This window comes from Paenibacillus germinis (assembly GCF_013141785.1).
GTDB lineage: Bacteria > Bacillota > Bacilli > Paenibacillales > NBRC-103111 > Paenibacillus_E > Paenibacillus_E phytorum.
Genome location: NZ_WHOC01000104.1, coordinates 1 through 24,720 on the forward strand (window position 1 = coordinate 1; position 24,720 = coordinate 24,720).

At 41.6% G+C, this 24,720-nt stretch carries 23 protein-coding genes and 2 pseudogenes; 7 read left to right on the forward strand and 18 right to left on the reverse strand.

Annotation, left to right across the window (positions count from 1 at the left end):
- Positions 1-343: 343 nt before the first annotated feature.
- Positions 344-2,962 (reverse strand): phosphoenolpyruvate synthase, encoded by a 2,619-nt coding sequence (gene ppsA, locus GC102_RS21080; RefSeq protein WP_171691242.1) that lies wholly within the window; start codon positions 2,960-2,962, stop codon positions 344-346.
- A 255-nt stretch (positions 2,963-3,217) separates the two neighbouring features.
- Positions 3,218-3,508 (reverse strand): DUF6597 domain-containing transcriptional factor, encoded by a 291-nt coding sequence (locus GC102_RS21085; protein ID WP_171691243.1) that lies wholly within the window; start codon positions 3,506-3,508, stop codon positions 3,218-3,220.
- A 110-nt stretch (positions 3,509-3,618) separates the two neighbouring features.
- Here GC102_RS21085 and GC102_RS21090 point away from each other — a divergent pair, with 110 nt between their 5' ends.
- The gene (locus GC102_RS21090) at positions 3,619-4,059 is read left to right on the forward strand and encodes an SRPBCC family protein (protein WP_171691244.1); all 441 of its coding nucleotides are present in this window, start codon (positions 3,619-3,621) and stop codon (positions 4,057-4,059) included.
- A 565-nt stretch (positions 4,060-4,624) separates the two neighbouring features.
- Here the strand turns inward: GC102_RS21090 and GC102_RS21095 are convergent.
- From GC102_RS21095 to GC102_RS21110, 4 genes are all read right to left on the reverse strand, one after another.
- Positions 4,625-5,140 carry an AAA family ATPase gene (locus GC102_RS21095; protein WP_376769398.1) on the reverse strand — a complete coding sequence of 172 codons (516 nt, stop codon included), beginning with the start codon at positions 5,138-5,140 and terminating at the stop codon, positions 4,625-4,627.
- A 124-nt stretch (positions 5,141-5,264) separates the two neighbouring features.
- The gene (locus GC102_RS21100) at positions 5,265-6,518 is read right to left on the reverse strand and encodes a serpin family protein (RefSeq protein ID WP_171691246.1); all 1,254 of its coding nucleotides are present in this window, start codon (positions 6,516-6,518) and stop codon (positions 5,265-5,267) included.
- A gap of 24 nt (positions 6,519-6,542) precedes the next feature.
- Positions 6,543-7,334, reverse strand: coding sequence for a DUF1963 domain-containing protein (locus GC102_RS21105; protein ID WP_171691247.1), 792 nt, complete (start codon positions 7,332-7,334; stop codon positions 6,543-6,545).
- 110 nt (positions 7,335-7,444) lie between these two features.
- The gene (locus GC102_RS21110; RefSeq protein WP_312883343.1) at positions 7,445-7,624 is read right to left on the reverse strand and encodes a tyrosine-type recombinase/integrase; all 180 of its coding nucleotides are present in this window, start codon (positions 7,622-7,624) and stop codon (positions 7,445-7,447) included.
- Between the two features lie 148 nt (positions 7,625-7,772).
- Here GC102_RS21110 and GC102_RS21115 point away from each other — a divergent pair, with 148 nt between their 5' ends.
- The 3 genes from GC102_RS21115 to GC102_RS21125 all read left to right on the forward strand — a co-directional run bounded on the left by GC102_RS21115 (position 7,773) and on the right by GC102_RS21125 (position 9,501).
- Positions 7,773-8,426 carry a TetR/AcrR family transcriptional regulator gene (locus GC102_RS21115; RefSeq protein ID WP_171691248.1) on the forward strand — a complete coding sequence of 218 codons (654 nt, stop codon included), beginning with the start codon at positions 7,773-7,775 and terminating at the stop codon, positions 8,424-8,426.
- A 65-nt stretch (positions 8,427-8,491) separates the two neighbouring features.
- A complete protein-coding gene (locus GC102_RS21120; protein ID WP_171691249.1) occupies positions 8,492-8,908 on the forward strand; it encodes an SRPBCC family protein in 417 nt (138 codons plus the stop codon).
- Positions 8,908-9,501: an NAD(P)H-dependent oxidoreductase gene (locus GC102_RS21125; RefSeq protein ID WP_171691250.1), complete on the forward strand. Its 594-nt coding sequence runs from the start codon at positions 8,908-8,910 to the stop codon at positions 9,499-9,501. The genes GC102_RS21120 and GC102_RS21125 overlap by 1 nt, the downstream gene beginning before the upstream one ends.
- 1,408 nt (positions 9,502-10,909) lie before the next feature.
- On the opposite strand, the gene GC102_RS21130 is transcribed toward GC102_RS21125, so the two are convergent.
- The 11 genes and pseudogenes from GC102_RS21130 to GC102_RS21170 form a co-directional block, all read right to left on the reverse strand.
- Positions 10,910-11,440, reverse strand: a complete 531-nt coding sequence (locus tag GC102_RS21130) for a DUF5050 domain-containing protein (RefSeq protein WP_171691251.1) — start codon at positions 11,438-11,440, stop codon at positions 10,910-10,912.
- Between the two features lie 361 nt (positions 11,441-11,801).
- A pseudogene (locus tag GC102_RS39550) lies at positions 11,802-12,126 on the reverse strand (cell wall hydrolase); the annotation flags it as partial.
- Between the two features lie 95 nt (positions 12,127-12,221).
- Positions 12,222-12,611, reverse strand: a complete 390-nt coding sequence (locus GC102_RS21135) for a YmaF family protein (protein ID WP_171691252.1) — start codon at positions 12,609-12,611, stop codon at positions 12,222-12,224.
- 90 nt (positions 12,612-12,701) lie between these two features.
- Positions 12,702-13,202 (reverse strand): (2Fe-2S)-binding protein, encoded by a 501-nt coding sequence (locus GC102_RS21140; protein WP_171691253.1) that lies wholly within the window; start codon positions 13,200-13,202, stop codon positions 12,702-12,704.
- A gap of 3 nt (positions 13,203-13,205) precedes the next feature.
- The gene (locus GC102_RS21145) at positions 13,206-14,039 is read right to left on the reverse strand and encodes an FAD binding domain-containing protein (RefSeq protein ID WP_171691254.1); all 834 of its coding nucleotides are present in this window, start codon (positions 14,037-14,039) and stop codon (positions 13,206-13,208) included.
- A pseudogene (locus GC102_RS21150) lies at positions 14,026-16,090 on the reverse strand (xanthine dehydrogenase family protein molybdopterin-binding subunit). Before GC102_RS21150 ends, GC102_RS21145 begins: the two are co-directional and overlap by 14 nt.
- Positions 16,000-16,347: a hypothetical protein gene (locus GC102_RS40645; protein ID WP_246321032.1), complete on the reverse strand. Its 348-nt coding sequence runs from the start codon at positions 16,345-16,347 to the stop codon at positions 16,000-16,002. Before GC102_RS40645 ends, GC102_RS21150 begins: the two are co-directional and overlap by 91 nt.
- A 545-nt stretch (positions 16,348-16,892) precedes the next feature.
- Positions 16,893-17,621 (reverse strand): FUSC family protein, encoded by a 729-nt coding sequence (locus GC102_RS21155; RefSeq protein WP_246321033.1) that lies wholly within the window; start codon positions 17,619-17,621, stop codon positions 16,893-16,895.
- Positions 17,622-17,656: 35 nt separating this feature from the next.
- On the reverse strand, positions 17,657-19,249 hold the full coding sequence (locus tag GC102_RS21160) for a GMC family oxidoreductase (protein ID WP_171691255.1): 1,593 nt from the start codon (positions 19,247-19,249) through the stop codon (positions 17,657-17,659).
- The gene (locus tag GC102_RS21165; RefSeq protein WP_171691256.1) at positions 19,246-19,842 is read right to left on the reverse strand and encodes a gluconate 2-dehydrogenase subunit 3 family protein; all 597 of its coding nucleotides are present in this window, start codon (positions 19,840-19,842) and stop codon (positions 19,246-19,248) included. Before GC102_RS21165 ends, GC102_RS21160 begins: the two co-directional genes overlap by 4 nt.
- Positions 19,843-19,846: 4 nt before the next feature.
- Complete coding sequence (locus tag GC102_RS21170) at positions 19,847-20,245, reverse strand: hypothetical protein (protein WP_171691257.1); 399 nt, start codon at positions 20,243-20,245, stop codon at positions 19,847-19,849.
- Between the two features lie 183 nt (positions 20,246-20,428).
- Here GC102_RS21170 and GC102_RS21175 point away from each other — a divergent pair, with 183 nt between their 5' ends.
- The 3 genes from GC102_RS21175 to GC102_RS21185 are packed head-to-tail and all read left to right on the forward strand — an operon-like array spanning position 20,429 to position 24,136.
- The gene (locus GC102_RS21175; protein ID WP_171691258.1) at positions 20,429-21,547 is read left to right on the forward strand and encodes a mandelate racemase/muconate lactonizing enzyme family protein; all 1,119 of its coding nucleotides are present in this window, start codon (positions 20,429-20,431) and stop codon (positions 21,545-21,547) included.
- Between the two features lie 31 nt (positions 21,548-21,578).
- Positions 21,579-23,213 carry a thiamine pyrophosphate-binding protein gene (locus GC102_RS21180; RefSeq protein ID WP_171691259.1) on the forward strand — a complete coding sequence of 545 codons (1,635 nt, stop codon included), beginning with the start codon at positions 21,579-21,581 and terminating at the stop codon, positions 23,211-23,213.
- A gap of 20 nt (positions 23,214-23,233) precedes the next feature.
- Positions 23,234-24,136: an SDR family oxidoreductase gene (locus GC102_RS21185; protein WP_171691260.1), complete on the forward strand. Its 903-nt coding sequence runs from the start codon at positions 23,234-23,236 to the stop codon at positions 24,134-24,136.
- Positions 24,137-24,338: 202 nt separating this feature from the next.
- Here GC102_RS21185 and GC102_RS21190 read toward each other — a convergent pair.
- On the reverse strand, positions 24,339-24,720 hold a 382-nt coding region (locus GC102_RS21190; RefSeq protein WP_246321034.1), incomplete at its 5' end, for a DoxX family protein.

Genomic DNA, 24,720 nt, shown 5'->3' on the forward strand with positions numbered 1-24,720 from the left:
GATACTTCAACAGGCTGACGATGGATTCCGTCAGCCTGCAGTCATGGTACTATCGTTCAGCGTTAGTTTAATAATTAATGAGTTTTGAAGTATTGATAAACTACGCTTATTCCATCCTCAATCTCTTCTTTTTCTTAAGGCATTACCCCATTTGATTCATAGACACTTTTCCGAAATTTTAAGGCTCCCAGACTTTGTCTAATTGATCCGCGGGAATGTGGGCTCCTTTATTTCTAAGATGGGTAGATAAAAGGACGAACAGGGTAACCGCCCTTTTATCCGTGACAGGTTGCATTTAATGGCGTCCATTATGACAGAGGCTCTTACTTGACGTATTCAGCCATTACAATATTTCGATATACCCTTCTGTTCCATGCACGCGAATTCGTTGCCTATCTTTTATCAGTTTGGTAGCATTTTCCACCCCGACAACTGCTGGCAACCCATATTCACGTGCGATAACTGCTCCATGGGTCATCAGTCCACCAACTTCGGTGACTAGTCCTTTAATGGATACAAACAATGGTGTCCAGCCAGGGTCAGTAAAGGGGGTGACTAAGATATCTCCATCTTCTAGATCAGCATCTTCCATATTTAAGATGACACGTGCTCGTCCCTCAATCACTCCGGAAGAAACAGGCAGACCTACAATAGCTTCGGCTGGGAGGTTTTCTCTTTTGTACTCACCCGTAATGATTTCACCATCAGACGTAATAACACGTGGGGGAGTTAGTTTTCCATATAATTTGTACTCGTCTTTTCGTTTGCTGATGATCTGGTAATCCAATTTGTTTGTGCCTACGACATCGCGAAGTTCTTCAAAAGTGAGATAGAATATATCTTCTTTTTCATGAATAATGCCCATTTGTACGAGTTGTTGGGCTTCTTTCAGTAATGCTTGCTTGTATATAAAGTATCGATTAACCATGCCGTATTTGGGATATTCCCGATAACCGATGAAATTCCGGATTAGGCTGATCACACGTTTTGTCTCATTGGCTTTTTGTTCACCATCCGGCAATTGGTGCAATCGTTCTAATAACTCTTGTTCTTTTTCAAGAGCTTCCTGGCGTCCCTGCTCAAATTTCCTAGTGCCCACATTAGGCTCAAAGTTTTTGATGTTACCCAGAATCATCGGGACAAGTGTAAGTGGTTTTTCACTCCAACGCGTTCTCGTCATATCGATTTCACCAGCACATCGCATTCCGTACTTATTCAGATAAGCATAGATAGCGGCTTGGGCTTCCTGTCCACCATCAAATCTATTCAGTTCATCCAAAAAGTTATCCTCTTTTACATGTTGCAAAAAATCAATGACTTCTGGATATGGACGGATCACATCTGCGACATCCAATAGCGCCAGACCCATTTCCGAAGTAATGTTGCCCACTACAGATTGAGAAAGCGTATCTGCTACGTTTTTTTCACCTAACCACTCGTTCATTTTTTCATTGATCCATGATGAAGCCTCCATAGCCGTCATAAACACAGCCGAACTTTGCGGGTCAAATAAAATCTTCTTCAATTGCTGCATATCTTCCAGAATAAAATCAAATACTTCTGATCCTGATTTCGTTTGGATGCTTTGTTTTGACTCTTCTATTGATGTTTGGCTTCGCTTAATCAAATCAGACACGATTGTCGGATCGTTTTCAATTTTTGCCTGAAAATCCGAAGAGGAGTTAACTTCATTACTTTTACTTGGGCTAGGTATTTGTTTACCATCTTCTGCTAACGATTTTATAAAACCTTCACGCTCTACGATGGTCATGAGTGCGTCTTTGATGAGCGGATCTGATTTTCCCGACGCATTTATGATCATTTGTCTGCTAGCAGGCGAAGCCAGCATTTGTGTCACATCAACAAACAACCTTCCACCAGCTATACGCATGGGTGCACGAGTCGTTAACAAGTAAAAAGACAATCCCAATGGTTTCATGGGGTCGGTCATCATTTGTTGGTGACCTACAGATAAGTAAACGTGATTCTCCTGATCATTCGCTTCAGGGATCGGGTATAAAGTCGTGATTGGCCGGCTCTGGACTATATAAAATGTATCATCAACCATGCACCATTCGATATCTTGTGGGCTACCAAAATGGGCTTCGATCTGTCTTCCTATGAGAGCCAGTTGTAAAATTTGTTGGTCAGAAAGAGTTTGAGTCTGCTGCTGATCAGGATCGATCTGCTTGGTCTCTGTGCCGCCTTCTTCTCGTGCATAGATAGCCAATTTTTTGGCTGCTATCCGCTTATTAACGATTTCCCCATCCTGTACGTTATAACTATCGGCAGATACGATGCCAGAGACCAGTGCTTCTCCAAGTCCAAAACTGGCATCGATAGATAACAGCTTTCGGTTAGAGGTCATCGGATCAGCGGTAAATAAAATCCCCGAAGCTTGTGGGAAAACCATCCTTTGAACGATAACGGATAAATAAACTTGACTGTGTTCAAATCCATTTTGCATACGGTAGATGACCGCGCGATCCGTAAATAGGGAAGCCCAACATTTGCTGATATGCTGCAAGATTCTATCTTTGCCGATGATATTTAAATAGGTGTCTTGTTGACCAGCAAAAGAGGCATGTGGTAAATCTTCAGCAGTCGCACTAGAACGCACGGCATAAGCATGTTCATCACCAAACTGGGAGAGATAGTGAATAACTGCTTTCACAACATCGGAAGGAATTTCTACTTCCATAATGATTTTTCGAATCTTCCTGCTGATTTCACCAATTTGATCTCGATCTTCTACTGTTAGCATTTTTAGTCGATCCAACAAAGCATGATACGTTTCGTTTTGTTCGATGACTTTTTGATATCCCACTGTTGTAACACAAAATCCTTCTGGTACTTGTATTCCTTCAATTTTTGATAATTCCCCTAAATTTAACCCTTTTCCGCCGACGAGCAAAAGCTGCGTTTTTTCCATTTCCTGAAAACCGAGAACCAAAGAACTCATTCAATATCTCTCCTAACCATTAAATTGAGAAAAAACATTTGACAAGAGTTTAACCGGCGTGGTAAAATTAAATTGTAAGATGGATTAATTATGTTCGCGCAACCCATAAAAGTCGCAATCTGATTATATCATCGTGTCTGTTTATATGCAATATAAAAGAACCTGATAAAGCTATCCAGGTTCTTTTTTGATTTCCCGCTATCAGTAATCACATCAAAAACCATGGTTCGAGCCGCCTGCGATAAGATTGCATCCTCAAATTCTTGTACATTTATATAAAATAAAGCGGTAACTTTCATCGTTCCATTCGTAATTTACGACAACGAAATGTTCATGAAAGGATAAAAAGCCAAAGACCATATGGACGCTAGGATGAGGCAGATTTTTTGAAAGAAACGGTTCTTCTCCACATAAATCCCACTGAACGATCCAGTAATTCTCCACAAAAAAAGCAAGATCCTCCGAAGGTCGAAATACGGATAACTTAAACTTAGTATCTGCGGATATATTGTTTAACATGCCGATTGGTTTTATTTCAGCCGCCATTATTTTACCTCCTGTCGCATTTTTACGATACTTCCCTTTCCTCATGTTGTAATATTTCATATTGGAACGATTATATTGACCATTAAATTTAATAAAGAAAGGTTGAGATTATGAGCAACATGTTATCCATTGACAAACAAAGAGAAATTGTTGCAGCAGCAGAGACTGTTTGGAGTGTCTTAACTGACCCTGATTTTATTAAACAATGGCTGGGAGTCACAATCAAGAGTAATTGGAAGATTGGCCATCCGATTTCCTTTTCCTTCAGTTGGGATGGCAAAGTTTTCGAAGATAAAGGACATCTATTGGAGTTGGAAGCTCCCAAAGTTTTCTCGTATGACTACTGGAGCGGTCTCTCCGGCACAGATGACACCCCTGGAAACTATTCAATCATCAAATTTACGTTATTAAACCAAGATAACAAGACAATTTTAAAATTAAAACACAGTAACTTTTGTACATGGACTATGTACGAACATTCAGATAAGAACTGGGAAGAAACATTGGACAGTATAAAGAAAATTGCTGAAAGAGAATCTTTAATCAACTGACCCCCACTTGATCTTGAACTATCATGCCCGATAGCTTAGCGAGGCTACCGATCATTCTCGCGGCAGCCTCGTTGTTGTTTTGATAAGCTTTCGTTATCGTTAGTTTAACAACCAGTTAGATAATACCTGAGCTCGGCACTTCTTCCCATCCTGGTATCTCATAGTTGGAAACAAATCTCCATAAGTAAAGCTTAAAGTATAAGGATCGAATTCTGTAATAGGTATACGTAGTTCTTTACCTTTCTTTGAAAAAGATCATTAGCTCCAATGCCGATTGTAACTAAATTTGCTTGTTGTAATAATATTTCTAATGAGTTCATTCTCTTTGCTAGTATTATTTCGAATATCATTTAATAAATTTAACGTTGTACTCCCTGGAACTGCATATTTTTTGGTGTAGTCTATTTTCCCTTTTTGTCCTAAGTATTCTGAAATGAAATCTGGATAGCATAATATGGTTTCTAATCGTACATTCAATCCTGTAATCTATCCGTTAACTCAATAAAAACAAGGAGCAGTTGCCACGGCAGATCTGCTCCTTGCTTTGCTTAACTATTGTTATCCGTTAGTTTAAGTAGCTTGTAATTTCGATCGTATCTTTTAGTGTTATGGACTTAGAATAATATTGTCCCAACTTATTTATTACCTTCGGTTTAATACGACTTTCAAAATTATTATTCCAGATAAACATGTTCCTGAATATTTCAAAAGTCGGTTTATAGTTTGATTTTTCTATTCTTAGTAACTGTAAGATAAATCTTCTTATTATTCGATATTTTCGTTTGGAATAATTAGTATCCAAAAATATAATTAAATCAGCATTATTAAAACTTTGGAACACCCATTCGTTATAATGAGCACCCTCTATAATCCAAGTATTTAACTGAATAATTGTGCTCAACAGTTGATCTCTTTCTTCATCAGTTCTTTTAATGTCTCTCGGTTTATGTCTCTTCCAAACAACATTATCCAATTCGTAATGTGGAATACTCAATTTAGTTGATAGATTTCTGGCTAAAGTTGTTTTACCGCTCCCAACAGAACCTATAATATGTATTTTTCTCGCGGCAAATTTGTCCAATACAACCATTCAACCTACCCTCCACTTGGATTTTTAAATAATGTATACTCCTTATCTACCAAGCAAAAACAGACACTCTCGTCTGTCGATGTGGAGTAACACATTGCAGTTTAAGTACGGGCGTTTATGGTTCGACCACGGACCCTACAAAAAGCCAAGCGTCGGTCTGGCGGTCTTCAATCGCGAAGAAGAACGGCCGGTTTATCGTCACCTGGAACGGTTCATCGATTGGTGCGGAAGCCCCTGACATATGTACCGAAGTGATCGCAGCTGCCTCCGTTCCTTTTTCATTGACCTCGATGAACGTTTTGTGTGTTACCGCACTGATGAACAGGTTGGGCGGAACAGGGGCCATCCCGGAAAAATCTGCACGGACTTCGTCAAAGGGCAGCGTCATGCCCATGCTCTTGAGCGGTTCTTTCAACTTTTCGCTGTATTCAATCTTCAAACGGGGAAGCTTGATTTCACCCCTGCTCGACTGGAACGACTCGTGCCAGCGATTGGGATCCGCCCAAAGCTTGTCATGGAGAGCATCCAGTGAAGAAGTTTCATCTGGAAGAATGACCAGCATGTCCATCTGCCCCTCTCCGTACGGCAAGCGGATGGCTTGAAATCCCTTTTCCTGCAAATATTCGTAGGAGCCTGACTGCGTCATCATCTGCACTTGCTTGGTGGATCCGTCCTGCAGTTTGAAGCTTTCTTCTTTCGTGGCAGAAGGTTGGAATTCCTTTTTCCACCCGCCATTGAAATAGACCGCATTCATCAGGATCAAAACTTCCTTGGGATCGATGGATTCGATCATCCTGGGAATTTTCCCGTTGGTATTCTTGTTTACCCAGTCATTGATCGTGTCAGGAGCTTTGGGACTGTTGAAATCGAGCTCAGTTACTTTGGCGTCGTAAAACGCCTGATTGGTTTTCGAAAAATCACTGTGAAACGGTTTTCCTTTACGTGACCAAAGCGAGTTGGCAATGCGCACTTGAACGTCGCTGCCCGGCTGCTGCAAAAGGGAGATAAGCGTCTCGTTGCCCCGATTCATTTCATCCAGGGACATGCCTTGCCAGCCCAAGATCTTGGCCATTGTGACTTGCGTTTCCCCCTTACTTCCGTTGTAAGTCATGGCGAGCGCCAAAGAAATGCTGGTCGGCGAAATGAATATGTTTTTCTTCTTATTCTGCTCTGTTTGGACCAGTTGCCGATGGAGCTGCATACCGAACTCGTTGCTTGCTTTGACGATACGCACATCAACTCTGGCTGCCGCGACTTGTCGTTTTTCCAATGAAATCGAATTTCCAGAAGGATTGGCACACGCAGTCACAATCAGTACCAGCAGTATGCCAGCCGCAAGAAGTTTACTTTTTCTAAAATAATCATTCATTTCGGACCCCCCACCTACCTTATATTAACTACATTGATATATAATTCTTAATGGCTTAGATTTGCATTTTTCACATATGAAAAAGTATATTTTCCCCATATCCCCTAATGAAAGTCCAAGAGGTGATTGTAGATTAACCCGTTCTTTGTATGGAAGTTTCCAAACATCCTCAAGTTCAATAGGACACCATCTCCCATATGTTCCACCATCAAACTCTGCTTCCGAAACGGTGAGAAGATGTTCCATTTCATTATTACATTCACAATTCGGTGTTTCATCAGATTGAACCCAATTTACATATCCACCGATTTTAGTGCCATCTGCCACACTTAATTGATATTCGTATATTGCCTCTTCCTCTTCATTTTCCTCACCCTTTCGCGATTGCCACTCCATAAGAGATCGACCTAAAGGTTCGTTAATAGAGAGTAACTTCTCAAGTGACGGATACTCAATAACAGCTTCAGGATTCAGTGAAATGATATGGTTACTATTATTCAATCTCGCAGATTTACCCCAAATTGCTTTAAATTGTGGTTCTAATACTTCTCCATGATCCTTCGGACACCAAAAAATATTTAGTACATCGTTTTCATCGGGAAAATCAACTTCAGAGAAATCCGTCTTTAATATTTGAAAAATCGGAATATAATGCAACTGGTGTTCCCCCCATATTGCTTCGCCAGTAACTAATTGCACAAATTCTGCACTTTCAGTTATTCTAATAGGATGTAATCGTATTGTATTTTTTCGGTACTGGGCTAACTCCGGGAAAATATTTTCTATATCATATTTAGGTTTTCGAGTTGTTCTCAATTTAACGTCCCACCTGATTCATAAAATTAATTTATCTTATTAATCATTCAATTTATAACCTTATTTTTCCTCCTAGGATTACAAAAGATCCCAATAATGGATCTATTGAGTTACAAATATCGATGATATAATTCTCTCCTGCGCTCTCCGCGCAGCGGCGTATAAATCTGTGTAGTAGATGCTTTTTCATGCCCCAGCATACCCTGAATAAATTCTAGTGGAGCGCCGTTATCTAACAATTGACTGTCATAGGTGTGACGGAATCGATGAGGATACACATTGGCAGTAATTTTCCCACGCTGTGCTAGCGTTCACCGTTAGCGCATTTTTTTATATTCAATAATTGATGCATGAGGAATTTCTCCTATCTCACCCGTTTTCCATCTTGATCGCTGTGACGTATACTGTTAATAAAAAATCAAAACAAGGTGTGATGACATGTCTCCACGTACAAAAAAACAGAACGAGTTCATCCGTGAGCAACGTAAGCAAGAGATTTTAAAGGCGGCCGTTCACGTCTATGTGGCAAAGGGGTATTCGGCTACGGCATTGAGCGATGTTGCAGATCAGGCGGGTCTTGCACATGGTTTGGTGTATTACTACTTCAAAAATAAAAAGATGCTTTTTCGGGAGCTTTACGAAAACATGATGGAACAGTCCCTTCACTACACAACCATGTATTTTGAACAGGATTCGCCGGTGCTCGCGCAATTCAAAGACTATGCCATGCTTATCTGTGAGCGTGTGCTCAAGGATCCAGAGACCCAGCGTTTTTATATGCGAATCAGCCTAGATCTGCATCATCTATATGAGCCTGGAGAATTGTCACCCTTTGAATGGATGAAGAGCTTTATCAAGCCAATGGCCCATGCAATTGACAAAGGAATTGGGCATGGTGTCATCCGTCAAGGAGACGCGAATCTTATGGCCATGCAATACTGGGGAGCTATTTCACAAGGAATGAATTATTTGGATCAGCTGCTTCAGGATTTCGCCGCTCAGGGCTTGAAGGAGACGGAAATTAACAGCGTAATGGGCGAAAAATTCCAACAGATCGCCGAATCGGCAATTTCATTATTCAAGCCGGATTGAATATATAATTTATGGTTGACTGAGTTCTCAATCAAAAATATAATGAACTCAAGGAGCGTGATTATTTGCCAACAATTTACAAGGAGATTTTGATTGATGCCTCGCCGGAGCAGGTATGGGACGCGGTGAGCGACGTAGGTGCTGTCCATCATCGTCTTGTCCCTGGATATACCGAGAATACCCTTATGGACGGCCACGAAAGAACACTCATACTGCCAAAAGGCGGCATGGTACGCGAGTTCATCATTTCCATTGATGAAAGGGAACGTCGAATGGCTTATGCGGTACAAGAAGGACGCATGCCGTTGTTGCATCATCATGCATCCTTCCAAGTCTTTCCTCATGGCGAAAGCGGCACCAAGCTCCTCTGGATAACCGATTTCCTTCCAGAGCATCTCACTACTGAGATTCAAGCTCGTGTAAATCGCGGAGCAGAGGTTATGAAAGAGACTATCGAGGCCGAAATAAAGGGAGAAAATTGATGAGAATTCTGGTTATTGTAGCTCACCCGAACATCGAACAGTCACGAGTAAATAAACGCTGGTTGGCGGAATTGCGTGAATATCCCGATCAAATTTCAGTTCAAGAACTATATAAGGCATACCCCGATTATGAAATCAACGTGGAGAATGAACAAGACCTCGTTGCAAAGCACGACCGCATCGTATTTCAATTTCCAATCCAGTGGTATAGTATGCCGGCTTTACTCAAGAAATGGCTCGATGACGTTTTTACGACATCCTGGCTTTTCGGAGCCGGCGGTAAAGCCGTTGCAGGGAAAGAACTAGTTCTTGCCATGTCGATTGGAGGCGATGAATCGTCCTACCAGTCGGGTGGCTTGATTGGCTATACAATCAGCGAACTGATCCGACCATTTCAAGCGTTTGCCAATCAAATCGGTATGACTTTCCTACCGCATTATAAGTTTTATGGTGCGGTCAAGGCGAAAGATGACAAAATCGAAAATAGTGCCCCACACTATGTGGAACACATCTCCTCACCCGATCTCAACCCCATGATCGTTCGAAAACGTATGCTCGACGAAATGAGTGAGGCTAGTTCAAATCCCTTATAAGGGCAAATTGATAAATGCCAACTACGAAAAAGTTCGTTAGTTGGCTTCTATCACGAATATGAGGACACAACAATACTTATTATGTTAATTGCCCGTTAGCGGGAAAGGTCACCGATCAATCGTGCGGTTTTTAAGTTATCGTAGTTGTTAGATAAACCAGCTCCGAACATCTGGTCTAATCAGTGGGGGATTTTTTGCTTCTATCTACCTATAATTTCCTCCAAATAATTATTTTTTTCAACAAGTTTTATCATAATAAATTATCGGGTATAGGTAATTTCTACCACATATAAAAGATATCTCATTTATTTGAGGGCATAAAGTATTGGTCTATTTAACTCTAGTAAAATATTGCCAATATCTGTTAAGATATGTTTTTCAAAAGATTTTCGCTTAAAAAACACAAAAAAAAGGAGAAAAATATTGATGAGAAAATTAAGATTAGGTTTTATTACTGCGTTTTTAGTAGTCTGTATGTTACTAACATTTTCCGGAGCAGCCAGTGCAAGTGAATGGCCAGGACCAACGATTTATGCGGATGATTGGCCTGAGAGAGGTTGGTGCTGAAATCTAACCCAGATTTCTTTGAATAATTCTAAACGGATCGTATCACCAATTTTTTATCATTCTTAAAAGCCTTTGCCGAATCAAAAGGGAACTGAAAAGTCCGATATTTCTAGATTCCAAAATATTAAAATTAAAACGAGCCTCTAGAATCACTTCTAAGGCTCGTTTTGCGTGAAGGAGACATATTTGACCCCCAAAATTCATGGTTTTTTCAAAAATACTACTTCTTCAGTGCCCTAAGAATGAATAAAAAAGACAGAGACTCTTTCCATTCTGGTAAATATTTTGAAACACTTCAGAACGATTAGGAATTTATGAAACAAGTATTAAACTATCTCTAAATGCCTAACTATCGATTATTACGGCATTTTCATCGTTCTCCAAGGAGAACCTGAGTTATACTCAGTAATATACCAATTCGAACCATTCTTTTTTATGATGACTTCATCATAAAAAGTTATTTCATTACCTTTTTCGTCCTGTGTTATTACGGCAACTTCGCTGTCCTTTTGTTTACCCCTCTCCAATAAATGTTTTTAATTACGTGTCCCTGAATTTCTCCATACCAATGTCTATCATTATTCAATAACCCTTGTGCTAAATTTGCTTTTCCTTCATTTGTTTGATTGGTGTCATTGGTGTATTTACTAAAGTCAGTATACTTGTACATGTTTGAATAGTCTTTTTGAATAAAATTGTTATAGAATTTATTTAACACTGGAACAATTGACATACTATCTACCCTTTTCGACAAAAAAATTAATAAAAAAGATGTTACTATTAGCAGAATCAACAATGCATAGATTAATTTCCTCATTTTCGCAATCCCCAACCTTTATTATTACAACTTCAACCATTTGACAGATTTATCTTCTGCAGAAACATACACTATGAAATCATCGTATGCAAAAAGATTCAAAATCTGATCTGTAACGGCTAGACGGAGATTGCCCGTTTGATCAATCACCTTCAGTCCATATTCTTCTCCCGCTGCAAGTTTGCAAAGAAGTTTTCCATTTACTGATAAGACACTTTTCAAGGGATCTTTTAGTACCAGGGTATCATCATTCGACGGATTTGCCTTGTAAAGATAGACTTGTTCATTTGCTGCTGCGACAGTGTAATACACAATACCATTAATTTCTTCATACCAACTAGTTGCTTTATTATCGGATAGTTTTTGTTCGTTTGATCCGTTTAGATTAGATGAATATAAGTAGTGATCCTCTTCTTTAACATAGTACAACTTATTATTAATGATTCTGAAATGGTTCACTGCAAAATTGGTAATCGTCGAGGTTTCATTTGTTTTTAAATTTATTTTATATATGTGATTCAAGCTACCTTTGTCTTCAGGATTGGATGTAGCCATTACATACGCATTTTCACCGATGATAGCTGTGGAATTGTCTCCTCCACAATCCTCCCCCTCCTCCGCTACATCAAGCATTACTAATATTGGACGAATTTGGAAGGGGAAAATTGCATCAGTCTATTTCCGACACTTATTTTTTTGCAATGTACAATTCAACTTTCCTGCCCGTTAGTAAATGAAAAAGCAGGTCGCCACGGCGACCTACTTGAGTTGTAACATTCTCCGATTGTTCCTTACTTTTATCCTTCGGAAATGTTTCACATTCTCATATAAAAATCGAGCGCTTGAAGCCATAGAACGGGACCATTCCCTTCCCATTTATGGAGTGATGACTTGAACTTGGATTCGTTAATAATAATTAAAACGTATTATATACATTTTGACATTCTTTCGCGATTGGCTCATAAAAACAGTGCTTCTTGTATCGTCCTGCATGCGGCTAATTATACCAGGTCGGCGGACATGGTGCGGTATTTTCGAACGTTCCCGGTCGAAAATACCAGAGGGAAAATTTGCCCGGCCAAAGCCGCTCCCCATTCACAGCCCGTCGCGCCAGACGGCGTTCTCTCTCTCTCTCTCTCTCTCTCTCTCTCTCTCTCTCTTGCGTTTTGATAATACATGCCATGTTGCAGCGCTTCGAATGCATGCGGCTGGTTGATCATTTAGGGAATTGTCCGGAGTCCTTCACATTTGGCCTTTTAAAAGGAAGGTTCAAGATTAGAACCGCTACCCGATGCGATTATAGATGAATATTCTAGTTTTGCCTCTTCCTGACAGTCTAACCAACTTCATTTCCTGTGGTTCCTTTATAATGATGAGTATGCGGATGCATGCCGCTTATAGTTGTAAATCCTTCAAAATAATGAACATGCCCTCCAGTGGGAAGATCGATTGCTGGACCTGTTGCTCCTTCAATAATATGAGTGTGACCGTCATTCATGGAAGTAACAGTATGATAACGATGAAAGTGAGGGACGCCTGTCGGAGCTGGCTCAGTTATGCCAACGTATTCGTGTACATGCCCATCATTTAATGAAGTAATTCCTGAAAACATATGCCGATGCAAGTATGGCCTGCCATCCCAAGAAGTAATATACAATCCATGCGAATGATCTGATAATGAGTCGTTTGAGTGAAATACAAAACCTGTTACAGGTATCTTTTCCATGTCTTAACTCCTTTATCTCAGTTTACTCACACTATGAATGATTAAAGGAATCTGACATAGGCATCCGCCACAACTGATGAAGTATTCTCTTCAGTCCCCAAACGTTTTTGGTTCTACACGACTATTTAAAGCAAAGATCGTTTTCACTACTTCATGAATTTCAACATAAGACGTGCACCTACAAATGTTGGATTCAAGCCATAACTGAACCATTTCCTCGTTTGCATTTGGGTGTAACTTTGCCAAACCATGACAGTTCATAATAAACCCGGGAGTGCAGTATCCGCATTGGAACGCTTGCTTTTGAACAAAGGCCTGTTGTACAGGAGAATGTTTTAATCCTTCGATCGTTGTTATATGGTGCCCATCCGCTTCCACTGCGAGTATGAGGCAGGCTTTCATTGGGAGATCGTTAACTAATATTGTACACGCACCACAATCGCCATTGTCACAACCGGGTTTACTCCCCGTCAAACCGAGACCTTCTCGAAGCACATACAGTAGAGTATCTGCACCTCGTGCCCGTATAGTCTTTAATTCTCCGTTAATCTGAAATATCACTGGATACACACTAGTTTCCTGTAATGACATACGTTACCTCCCTTCTAACTTTTTTACTGATTCGAATAACGTATTCTTGAGCACAAACGTTCGATAATCGGCAGAGCCTTCCGTATTATTTAAAACGGGAGCCGGAAGGTTCCAGATTATCTGATCAATTCTTTCTGCTAAGGAAATATTTGAGTTGTTTAATATTTGTTCGATTTCAACAGATCGAAAAGGATATGCGCAAACGCCGCTAAATGCGATGCGAATCTGTTTTTCCTTTTTTAACGCAGCCACGGTAACGAGAGGATAGCCTACGTTACCAATTTGCCTTTTTTTGAAATGAATATATGGCAAAGATAAGTATTCACGATCTGTAATAGTTTGTAATAGAAATTCATTCTTCTCCAATCTCATCCGTTGTATAAAAGCATGATGAATATGAATCTCTTTTATCCCTTGTGGTCCTGCTATGACCATTCTACTATCTGCCAACAGAAGCGGGAGGACAGCCTCCCGATAATAGATCTCACCGCAAATGTTCCCTCCGAGCGTAATTTTATTCCGTGCCATTTGATCCGCGACTCCCTGGGCAGCTGCTCTGAGTAGCGGGAACAGATTCGATGCGGATAGACTCGATAACGAGACACAAGATCCGATGACCAGACCATCTTTTTGTAATTCAGAAACGTTACTTTCTGGTATAGCCTTCAAATCGACAACTGCTCTTGGGTGAATGAAATTTCTACGGGCAAATGTAATAATTTCAGTTCCACCAGAAAAAAACAGAGGATTTTTCCCCTGCGTTTGCAGGTACTGAAATAATTCCACGGCATTTTGAACTGAAGTAGGTTTATAATATTCAAAATCAAAAGGAATCATGGACCGTCCTCCAGATCACTTCAGGCGTTAGAGGTAATTGATTAAGTCCTACGCCGATGGCAATCGACAAGCTGTTCGCCAATGCGGCAGGCATTCCAATCACACCATGTTCGCCGATTCCACGCAATCCGTAAGGCGCTTCTAAATGAGGAGTCTCGACAAAATCAACAATGTACTCCGGCTGCTCTCCATAGCGAATCAACTTGTATGTCCGCAGTTGCGGATTTAAGATGGTACCATTATCATTAATATGAAATGCTTCCCTACTAGCTAGACTCAGGCCTATACTCATACCGCCAGTGATTTGGCTCCTGGCGAATTGTGGATTGATTACCTTACCAGCGTCGATGACAGTTGCCGCATTCATGATTTTATAGGTGTACTCTCTCGTGTCCAATTCCACTTCAACCGCCTGCGCACCTACTGTCCACTCGGGACCGGGGTTTCCTTTACCGGTTTCCGGATCCAGTAACGTTAAATTTCGCATGGCGTAACTCCCACGTCCGATTACCTGTCCACCGATCGTGTGGCCATCAGGGAATTTATACCCATTGGCGATTTTCCCAACTTCTATCCCGGCGATTTTTGAAGAAGACCTTCCCCCCTCCAACATCCAACTCGTTCGTCGAGCATTCAAGTACGAAAGACGCGATGTCCTTTAGTTGTACGATGGCATCTTCAGCAGCCGCTAGAACGGCATTACCAACCAAGAAAGTGCTTCTGCTCGCTACAGTTTTCCAATGTAGGGGGTCAGATTCAGTATCAACATCCATGGAAATATGTATCATCTGATCATCCATGCGTAACCGCTCTGCTAAGATTTGAGTAAGTGCTGTCCTAGTGCCTTGACCGAATTCCACGGCTCCACATAAAAGATTGATACTTCCGTCGGGATTAAACATAACAATAGCTCCTGCACCTGCATCTGTCGGTGTACTTGAATTTTTCCAAAAACAGCTCACTCCTTTCGCCTTGATGAAGTGACCATCAATCTTTAATCTTGGAGAGTTATCCCAATGAATTAATGTTTTCAATTTTGCAATACACATGGGTAAATTACCTACGTTACTTCTATCCAAAATGGTTTGAGTAGGTGTCGTGTCCCCTATTCCGATAGCATTTATGAAACGAAGCTCCAAAGGATCCATATCCAAATGTTTCGCCAATTCATCCATACTTCTTTCCATCGCAAATGTTAGCTCCGGATGACCGAAACCGCGAAATGACGTAGCATATGAATGGTTTGTATACATACATAAAGAGTCGCAAAGAACATTATCAATCCTATAGGGTCCTGTACAATCGCTGGCTCCCGCTTTACTCATCTCTGCCCCCCGATCTGAATAGGCTCCACTATCATATAAATATAGGATTTCCGCTGCCATAAGCTTCCCTTCGTTCGTACAACCAAGTCTGATTTTAGCGTCTAATCCAATATGAACGGGTGAAGTGATCATGTCCTGTTCTCTGGAATTGACGATTTTAACCGTTTTTCCTCCAACAGCACTGGAAGCCAAATAGGCGAGATATTCCAATTGAATGGCGGCTTTTCCACCAAACGATCCTCCAACCAAAGGTGTATGAACGATAACTTTTTGAAGAGGAATGTGAAAAGATTGACTGATCGCTCTTCGGATGACATAGGGGGATTGCGATGCGGAAGAGATGATCACTTTTCCGTCACGTAAAATTTCAGCTGTACAACATCGTGTTTCCATAGAAGCATGGTCTGACTGTGGTAAAGAAACATGAATATCAATGATATGATCGCTATGGTTCCAACCTTCCTCCATATTCCCTTTACGTATTTTAGTATGGTTAGCAATATTCGTCCCAGGTTCCGGGTAGACTTCTTCGTGACGTTTGTAAGTGGCAAGTTGCTCATGTAGGAGAGGCGCACCTTGTTGGTAGGCTTCTACTGGGGAATGGAGGACAGGTAAAAGCTCATAATCCACTTTGATTAGCAATGCTGCCATCTCAGCAGCGTATTCTTGTTCCGCGACGACAATTGCAACGGGTTCACCATAATATCTGACTTTATCAATTGCAATGGGGGGGGGCGGTCTTCTAAAGGTGAACCCGTTAGAATTGGATGATCTTTGCCTATAATGACTGCTTTCACACCTGGAACTTTTCTGGCCTCCGACGAATCAACGGATATGATTTTTGCATGGGCATGAGGACTGACCGCTAATTTGGCATGTAGTAATCCAATTTTCGAAAAGTCATCCGTATATTGGGCTGTTCCGGTTACCTTTTCCCAAGATTCCTTCCTAATTATGCTTTTTCCAATTGATCGTTCGTTCATAGTCCCCTCCTCTAGCTAATGATTATTTCACATTTTCTCCTGTAGTCCATATATATTACTGATCTATGGTCCATATTAATCCATCCATAAATAAAGGACCTTATCAATCCTGTTGCTAATCCTGTTCGCTCTACTTGTGTTTAAAAAATAAATAAACCAGATATTCCTATGTGTGTAAGGAAGACCTGGCCTTTAATGGGAGCTGTTCGTTAAACGTATTTCATTTTTACATAAATTTTATCCTTAAGTCACTTATTGCTGAACTTTTGGAGATCTTGAATAATCTGGTTAGCATTATTATATAATGCAAGAGGATACTGATATTTCTCTAGAGTGACTGGTGCTTTGATATTTGGGACAACAGTACTAACGTGGTTGGAATTGATTGGGAGAGGTAAATTCTATTCTTTCACATGTAAAGCAATCGTATTTAAATGATCAGCCCAAATCTTTTGATCCTCCACCCTCCAGTGCTTACTTTCGGACCATTCAGTAAAAATCCGTATCATATCTGAAAGATTGGCAAAGCCCAGACGGAGTTGTTGCTAATGCTGAGTTTGCCGCTTTAAAGTATCACGTTTTTCTGAAGCGAAAAGATGATAACTTAGACTTTGATTCGCCTTATCCATTTCAGTCGTGGTTTGATGCAGTTCTTGGAATAACAGTTGAATTTCTTTTTCCATGTCCCGCGATTCCATCGAGGAGCAACCGGCTTCAACCCATTGAGCAGTCTTGAAAAAATATGTAGTTAAATGGTCCGCAAATTTGCTCATAAGGTTTTTAGCTTTCTTAACGGAATCGGGTGGGAATAATAATATGTGGATTAGTAAAGCAACTGCAGCTCCGATGACTGTATCACGAATGCGATCAAAAGGATAAGTAGGCATTTTACTTTGAAAGTACATCACTAACAGAATGCTAAGAGTAACTTGACTCATAATGACATTATCCAACTTCAATAACTTGACGAAAACCGATCCCAAAAGGATCATAAGTCCAATGCTCCAGCCAGTTAACCCTAAAAAAGGTACTAATGAGGAAGTTAGTGCAACGCCGACAATCGTTCCATAAATGCGCTGCCAAGCAAATTGAATGGATTTGCTAACTGTTATCTGAATGCATAGTATCACTGAAAGCGGAGCCAGATAGGGATGATTCGATCCAGCCCATTTAGCTAACTCCCATGAGAGTGCAGCAGCTAGTGGGGTTTTCCATATCAATCCTGTATCTTGAATAAAAGATTTTATTTGAAGTTTCATTTCAATTTTACCCATCTGCTTATTTACTTAGGCATCTGTAAGGAGGTCGGCTAAACCGACCTCGAGCCCAACAATTCAAACTTTTTTGCTTTCTCCTTTATATATTCCGTAGTTCTTAATGCAAGCGACATGACCGTATTGGTTGGATTGCCAGCGCCCGATGTTACAAAAATACTCGCATCGCATATAAACAGGTTAGGAATGTCATGGGTTTGTCCAAAAGAATTGACCACTGAAGATTTGGGGTCATTCCCCATACGGCAGCCCCCCATCATATGAGCGGTGTCTGGAACAACGTATTCGACTTTCCCACCTGCCGCCTCGAGTATTGTACTCATATTGCCGACCGCATGATCAATGAGTTTCTGATCGTTATCACCATAACTGAAAGTTACTTTTGCGCGCGGCAAACCGTACTCATCTTTTTCATCCACTAGCGTGACCCGGTTCATTGGACTCGGTAGTACTTCGCCGACCAATGTAACTCTTCCGTAGTAATTATAATTCAACATCGTCTCCCTTAGACGCTCCCCCCACACGGGTCCACCTTCCGCTTGCGAAATGCCTTTCGAAAACTCGACCGGTCTCGCTCCATGAGAATGAAGGGTATATCCACGAGCAAAGTTGTTTTTGGAATCAGTACGGTAGAAATCTTGTGTTGTAGCTAATACGGGTGTACCCTTATACAGCCTGATTTCTTCATCAAATCTGGCATAAACGTCTTGAGAGCTGTGAACCATAATAGATTTCCCAACCCAACCGCTGCTATTGGCTAGCCCATCCGGATATTGAGAATTTGCAGAGTTAAGAAGCAATCGTGGCGTTTCTACTACAAAGGCAGACAAAATCACGATTTTAGCTTTTTGCTCATAAGTTCTTCCGTCATGTACGAAGGTGATGCCTTTCGCCACCCCGTCTTTTCCCATTATCACCTGCGTAACCATGCAATCGGCTAACACTTCTGCCCCAGCTTTGATTGCTTTAGGAATATGTACGATGAGGGTGCTGAATTTAGCATCGGGCATACATCCTTGATTGCAAAAGCCTCGATTAATACATGGAGGACGGCCTTCAAATGGCGCGGATAGGATAGCCAGTGGAGCTACAGACGAGCGAATCCCAAGCTTTTCACAACCGTTCATAAACATATACGCGTTTGGACTAAGAGGCTCCCTTTCGGGATAAGGATAAGGGCCATGGTAATTTCCCCATGGAAAGTGCTTAGGCCCAGATACGGCAATTTCCTTTTCGACCCTGGCATAGAAAGGCTCTAAATCCTCATAGCTAATCGGCCAATCTTCTGCGACACCATCCATTGTCCTCGCTTTAAAATCAGCGTCATGAAATCGTAAAAAGACAGCCGTAAAATGCACCGTCCCTCCACCGATACCCCGGCCGGAATTGTTGTGCCCCATCGTTAACGGGTTGTTTCCATCTACGATTCGAGTATCCTGCCACCCTAAGTTTTGCATCGTAAGCTCATCACTAGCTAAATCTTTTTGAGTATCACGGAATGGGCCTGCATCCAGGACTACCACACTCATTCCTGCTTCGCTCAATTCTTTGGCGAGTACACCTCCGGCTGCCCCTGCCCCAACTATAACTACATCTACTTCTTCATTCCCATATTTTCGTTTCATCATTGTTCCGGTTGCGCCTCCCATGGATCCAATTGCCCCAGCTGCGTACGTACGTATCCACGCGGATAAGCCGGACCTGCATAACCAATTTCAGACCAAACCATCGGATACGAACAATACGATTCGACTGTCAATCTCAACAGTTTAATGAACAGCGGTTCTTGTTGAATAGAGTTCCAAACTTCCAGCGGTTCGGCATTGCATTCGCTAATCTTCTCTAAATAGAGTTTTTGTCGATCAATATCCAATGCAATAAAAGAAGAACCATAAAGTAATTGAACCCCCTGTTCGATTGCCTGGAGTCCCGACCTAATAAGCTCTGAGGCCTCAGGGACGCCAGCCTTTCTTTGGCCCTCCCCAGATGATTGATGTAAGGTTTGATCGATATGACTAATTATGAAATCGAGCACTTCCGGCGTTTGATCGTTCACCAAAAGTGAACTGATTCGTCTAACCATCTCAGCCTCGCTGCCCGTAAGAAAATGAAGGCTTTTGATCGGTTTCAAACGGGAAGTTACAATCATTTGGGTATGGTCATCCCACTCATCTAACTCATTCATGACATCGTAAGAGGGGTAGTAGCTACTCGTTAGCATAGAATCACCTTACCTCCCAATATATGGCAATCAAACCGAGAACACTCACAGCGGAGAACAATAAAGGAAGTAAGATTGGCGGGCCGATGAGAAAGTTGCGCAAAGCCCATCCTCCAACCCGAACACCTACTCCCCGAAAATGGAAATAGAAACCAACCAGACCGAACAAAACGCCCAGCCACATTAGACCCTGAAATAAATTACGCAGCCAATAAACGTTATACCAGGTCAAAATGATACCCGCTATAAAAAAAATGGGAGCTGAAATGACGGGTACCCACATAGCTTTATTGTGAAAATTTTGCCGATAATGAAACATCGTCACTTGAATACCAAGAGCTAGAAATGCCAAACCGACGAACAGAATAAGAGTCCGATCAATGGACCAATTGTACCAATTCATGCGACTACCTCTTTTCATAAACCGTATATTCGCAACTAATTATTTCCTGTTTTTCGAGAAAATATTACATATATTAACAAAGAGTGTATCTCTATGGACATAACTTTAATTTATTGTATATTTATCCCTTTTTTAATAAATCATACATGTACAACACATCATAATTGGAAAGGGTATATCTCCTTGCTGATTCGTAATATAGAAACATTTCCACTCTTTTATCATCTTCCTAAACCATACGGAGATGCCAACGGTTTAAAAACGTATCGAACCTGTTATCTGATTCGGATAACGACTGATTTAGGTGTCGAAGGTTGGGGAGAATGCGTCGATTGGTTGCCAACCTTACATAAAGGCTTTCAGGAACGAATCATTCCCTATCTGATCGGTAAGTCAGTAACTGATAGGATTACCCTGGTCAGGACATTGAAAAAATGGCATTCCCGTTCGGCTGCAGCTGTTAGTATGGCATTAACGGAGATTATGGCCAAAACGTGCAGTTTATCTGTGTGTGACCTTTGGGGAGGTAAGTTTCGAGAGAAAGTTCCCGTGTATGCTTCGTTTCAGTCCTATTCAGAAGAAGCAAATTGGCAAAAGCATTCCCTGAGAGCTATTGAGCAAGCTATCATTCAAGGATTTGACAAGATTAAGGTAAAGATAGGTGGGAAATCAATCCTCGAGGACCAACAGCATATCGAGATGGTTCAGTCATTGTTACAAGGAAAGGTCGATTTGGCAATAGATGCCAATCAAAGCTATGACGTAACTGCTGCTTTACGCTGGCAGTCTCTGCTCGATACTTGGCCTAATCTTCTATGGTTTGAAGAGCCGCTGGAGATCGGACGCATTGCTGAATATGTATTACTAAGAAAGCATTTGTCTGCTCCGCTGGCCGGCGGAGAGAATATCGAAAAAGCAGCAGATTATGTCCCTATTTTTCTCCAACAAGCTCTGGATTTTATCACTCCAGATCCTCTGCATGTTACTGGCATTGACGGTTACAGGGAAACATTAAGCCTTGCTAGAAGTTTTGGAATCCGCGTAACACCACATTCATATGATGGTGCATTATCTCGCCTATATGCCATTTTCGCTCATTCTTGTTTGGAGCCTTGGGGCAAGATGGAAAAAGACTCAATCGAACCTTTAGAATGGGACGTAATGGATAATCCTTTTGCAAAATTAATTCCAATTCAACCGTCAAATAGTGAAATCTCTATACCTTGTGGCAGTGGAATTGGGCTCGATATTGACATTGAGATGCTTGCTTTCTATCAATGGGACGGGAATAGTTATGGATAAATTCAAAAACAATTTGTGAGGAGAATAACGGATGCCAACAAAGCTATCGACGAGCCCTTCTACCCTTACAGTTGCAGAGGCGATTTTGGAACAACTTCGGCTATGGAATGTCAAAAGGATTTATGGCGTAGTTGGGGATGCTGTATTTGGACTTATGAACGCACTTGCCATGCAAGATACTATCTCATTTATTGCTGTTAAACATGAGTCCGTCGCTGCCATGATGGCTTCGGCAGAGGCTAAATTAAATGGTCAACTTGGGGTATGTATCGCACAGATGGGACCAGGCTTGGCCAATCTCATTAATGGTATGGGTGACGCTTTTTTGGATAATGCCCCAGTACTTGCAATCACTGGTCAAGCACCACTGAACAAAATAGGTACATCATACAAACAGTACATCAATCAACAAGAACTGGTACAAGCCATTTCAAGATACAGTCAAATGGTCGTTCATCCAGATGCGGTAATCGAGTCACTGACACAAGCAATGCAGACATCTATTTTGCAGCGAAGCGTATCGCATTTATCGATTCCTACTGATGTATTCAGCATGACAACTGCTATTCAACCTCGTGAACAACCTCAGGTGTCCTCCCCCTTTTCCGGTCCGGAAATCATTCAACAAGCCCTGCATCTCATACAATCCGCCAAACAACCTATGATGTTGGTGGGAAGTGGAGCTATTTCAGATCGAGAAGGAATTCAAAAGTTGGCAGAATCATGGTGTTGTGGCGTCGCGATGAGCTATGGTGCGATGGGAATCTTACCTGATTCAAACCCATTAATGTTGAACTCTCTTGGAGAAGGCGGTAACCCTTTTCTCAAAGAGCTTTTCCAAAAGGCAGATGTCGTATTGGCTGTTGAAACGTCATGGTGGCCTGATGGATTTGTCCCCAGTAAAGTACGAATTGTTCAAATTTCAAAACACCCGTCGGACTTCGGAATCTCAATCCCAGTAGACATCGGGTTAGTAGGAGATATAGCGAGTCTTGTTCCTCAGCTATTAGAAGGTTTAAAACCATATAAGCCTCAACCGTATTGGGTCACTCAAGTTCAACAATGCAAACATTCGTGGATGGAACAAAACGAAGTTGAGAGGAATCAATCTGGATCTCCTCTCCCCCCCTCAACCATTATTAGAATAATGGAGCAAAACATTGCCGCAGATGCTGTGGTTACCTTGGATGAGGGCGATTCAACACTTTGGTTTTTGAGGAATTTCCGTGCAAATCGGCAGCACATTTTGCTCTCCAACCAGTGGCGAACAATGGGATTTGGTCTACCTGCTGCGATGGCAGCAAAACTTTGCTGGCCAGAAAAACAAGTCGTCTGTATGACGGGAGATGGCGGTTTAGAAATGGTGCTTGCCGACTTGCTTACCGCCACTCGATACGGAATACCGATTACTGTTATCGTATTTAATAACGGTACTCTGCAAATGGAACGGGATAAAATGTACATGAAAGGATTTCAGCCTGAAGGAACACAGTTGACCAATCCGGACTTCGCTAAGTTAGCGGGAGCATGCGGTTGGAAAGCATATCGAATCGAAACCGCAGAACAATTGGAAGAAGCATTGAAACATTCACCAACCAGCAGCATACCTGTTTTACTAGACGTGTTTACCGCCAAAATTCAGCATCCCGATTTCATATCATCATAAATGAAAAGGAGACCCCTTCGATGAAAGAGACAGCAACACAAGATCCGAATCTATTACATTTCCAATTTCAGCCAATCCCCCCATATCCATCTCAGCATCAGGATCAGCAGCCAGGCATTGAATCGCTCATGAACCCTAGACCCGTATTTGATAATCCCAATTACAAGGGTAGCGGAAAGCTAAAGGATAAGGTAGCAATCATTACTGGTGGAGACAGTGGCCAGGGACGCGCTATTGCCGTTGCTTTTGCCAAAGAAGGAGCGGATGTCGTTATCGTTTACTTGAATGAACATTCCGACGCGGAAGAAACAAAACAACATATAGAACAAAAGGGACGCCGTTGTTTATCTATTGCCGGTAATATAGGAAGTGAAGCGTTTTGCAAGCAAGTGATGGAGCAAACGATTTTGCAATTCGGAAAACTTGATATTTTGGTCAACAATGCAGCAGAACAGCACATTCAGAATGGCTTGGAGAACATAACTTCCGAACAAATGGAAAAAACGTTCCGAACGAATTTTTTCTCCATTTTTTATTTAACCAAACTAGCTTTGTCGCATTTGAAACCCGGTAGCTCCATCATCAATGCGGCGTCACTTACTGCATATGAAGGAAATGAACAACTGATTGATTATTCCGCTACTAAAGGAGCCATTGTATCTTTTACTCGTTCACTATCCAAGTCCTTGCATAGCAAGGGCATTCGTGTCAACGGTGTCGTACCCGGTACGATATGGACACCGCTCATTCCAGCTTCATTCCCTTCAGATCAAGTTGCGAATTGGGGAGCAAAGAACCCTATGAAACGTGCTGGCCAGCCTTTTGAAATCGCCCCTGCTTACGTGTATTTAGCTTCGGAAGATTCTACATATGTCTCAGGGCAATTTATTCATGTCACTGGTGGAGTGATTATGAACGGATAAAAGGAATCCCAATTCGCTAGATTAAACCAATAATGCCCCGTCGTCGGTCTTACTTGCCATGTTGACGCCTCCTTTTTGGAAATGAAAAAGAGCCCTGCATAGTGGGCTCTCCTACATTTAGCTATAATAGATTTGCATACTCACCTTTGGTTTGCGTCTATCAGCTCTGATGGCGACTCGAGTTTCATTGACCCACTCCTCTTCATGCTACCTGGTGCACGAATACCAGAGTCGCTGCAATCAAAGTAATCACAAAGGCCGGTATTGCACTTCCAACAGGATGCTTGACTCTGAAATGTGAAAGGCATGCCACCAGCATCGTAATGCCAATCCAAATGCCTGCCCATACGGCTGCTACCGGATTCCAGTATCCGATAACAAGTCCGGCAGCCCCGACTAGTTGAACGAGCCCAGTAACAACTCGAAACCATTGCGGCAGTTTAATCGACTCGAACATTTCAACAAAATTTTTCGCACCAGCCAGCTTGCTTCCGCCGCCAAAGGCCATGGAGACGAGCAGAAAACTTTGTAAAATAACAAAAATGATATTCATAAGGCTCTCCTTCCTTATACAGCTAGGCCAA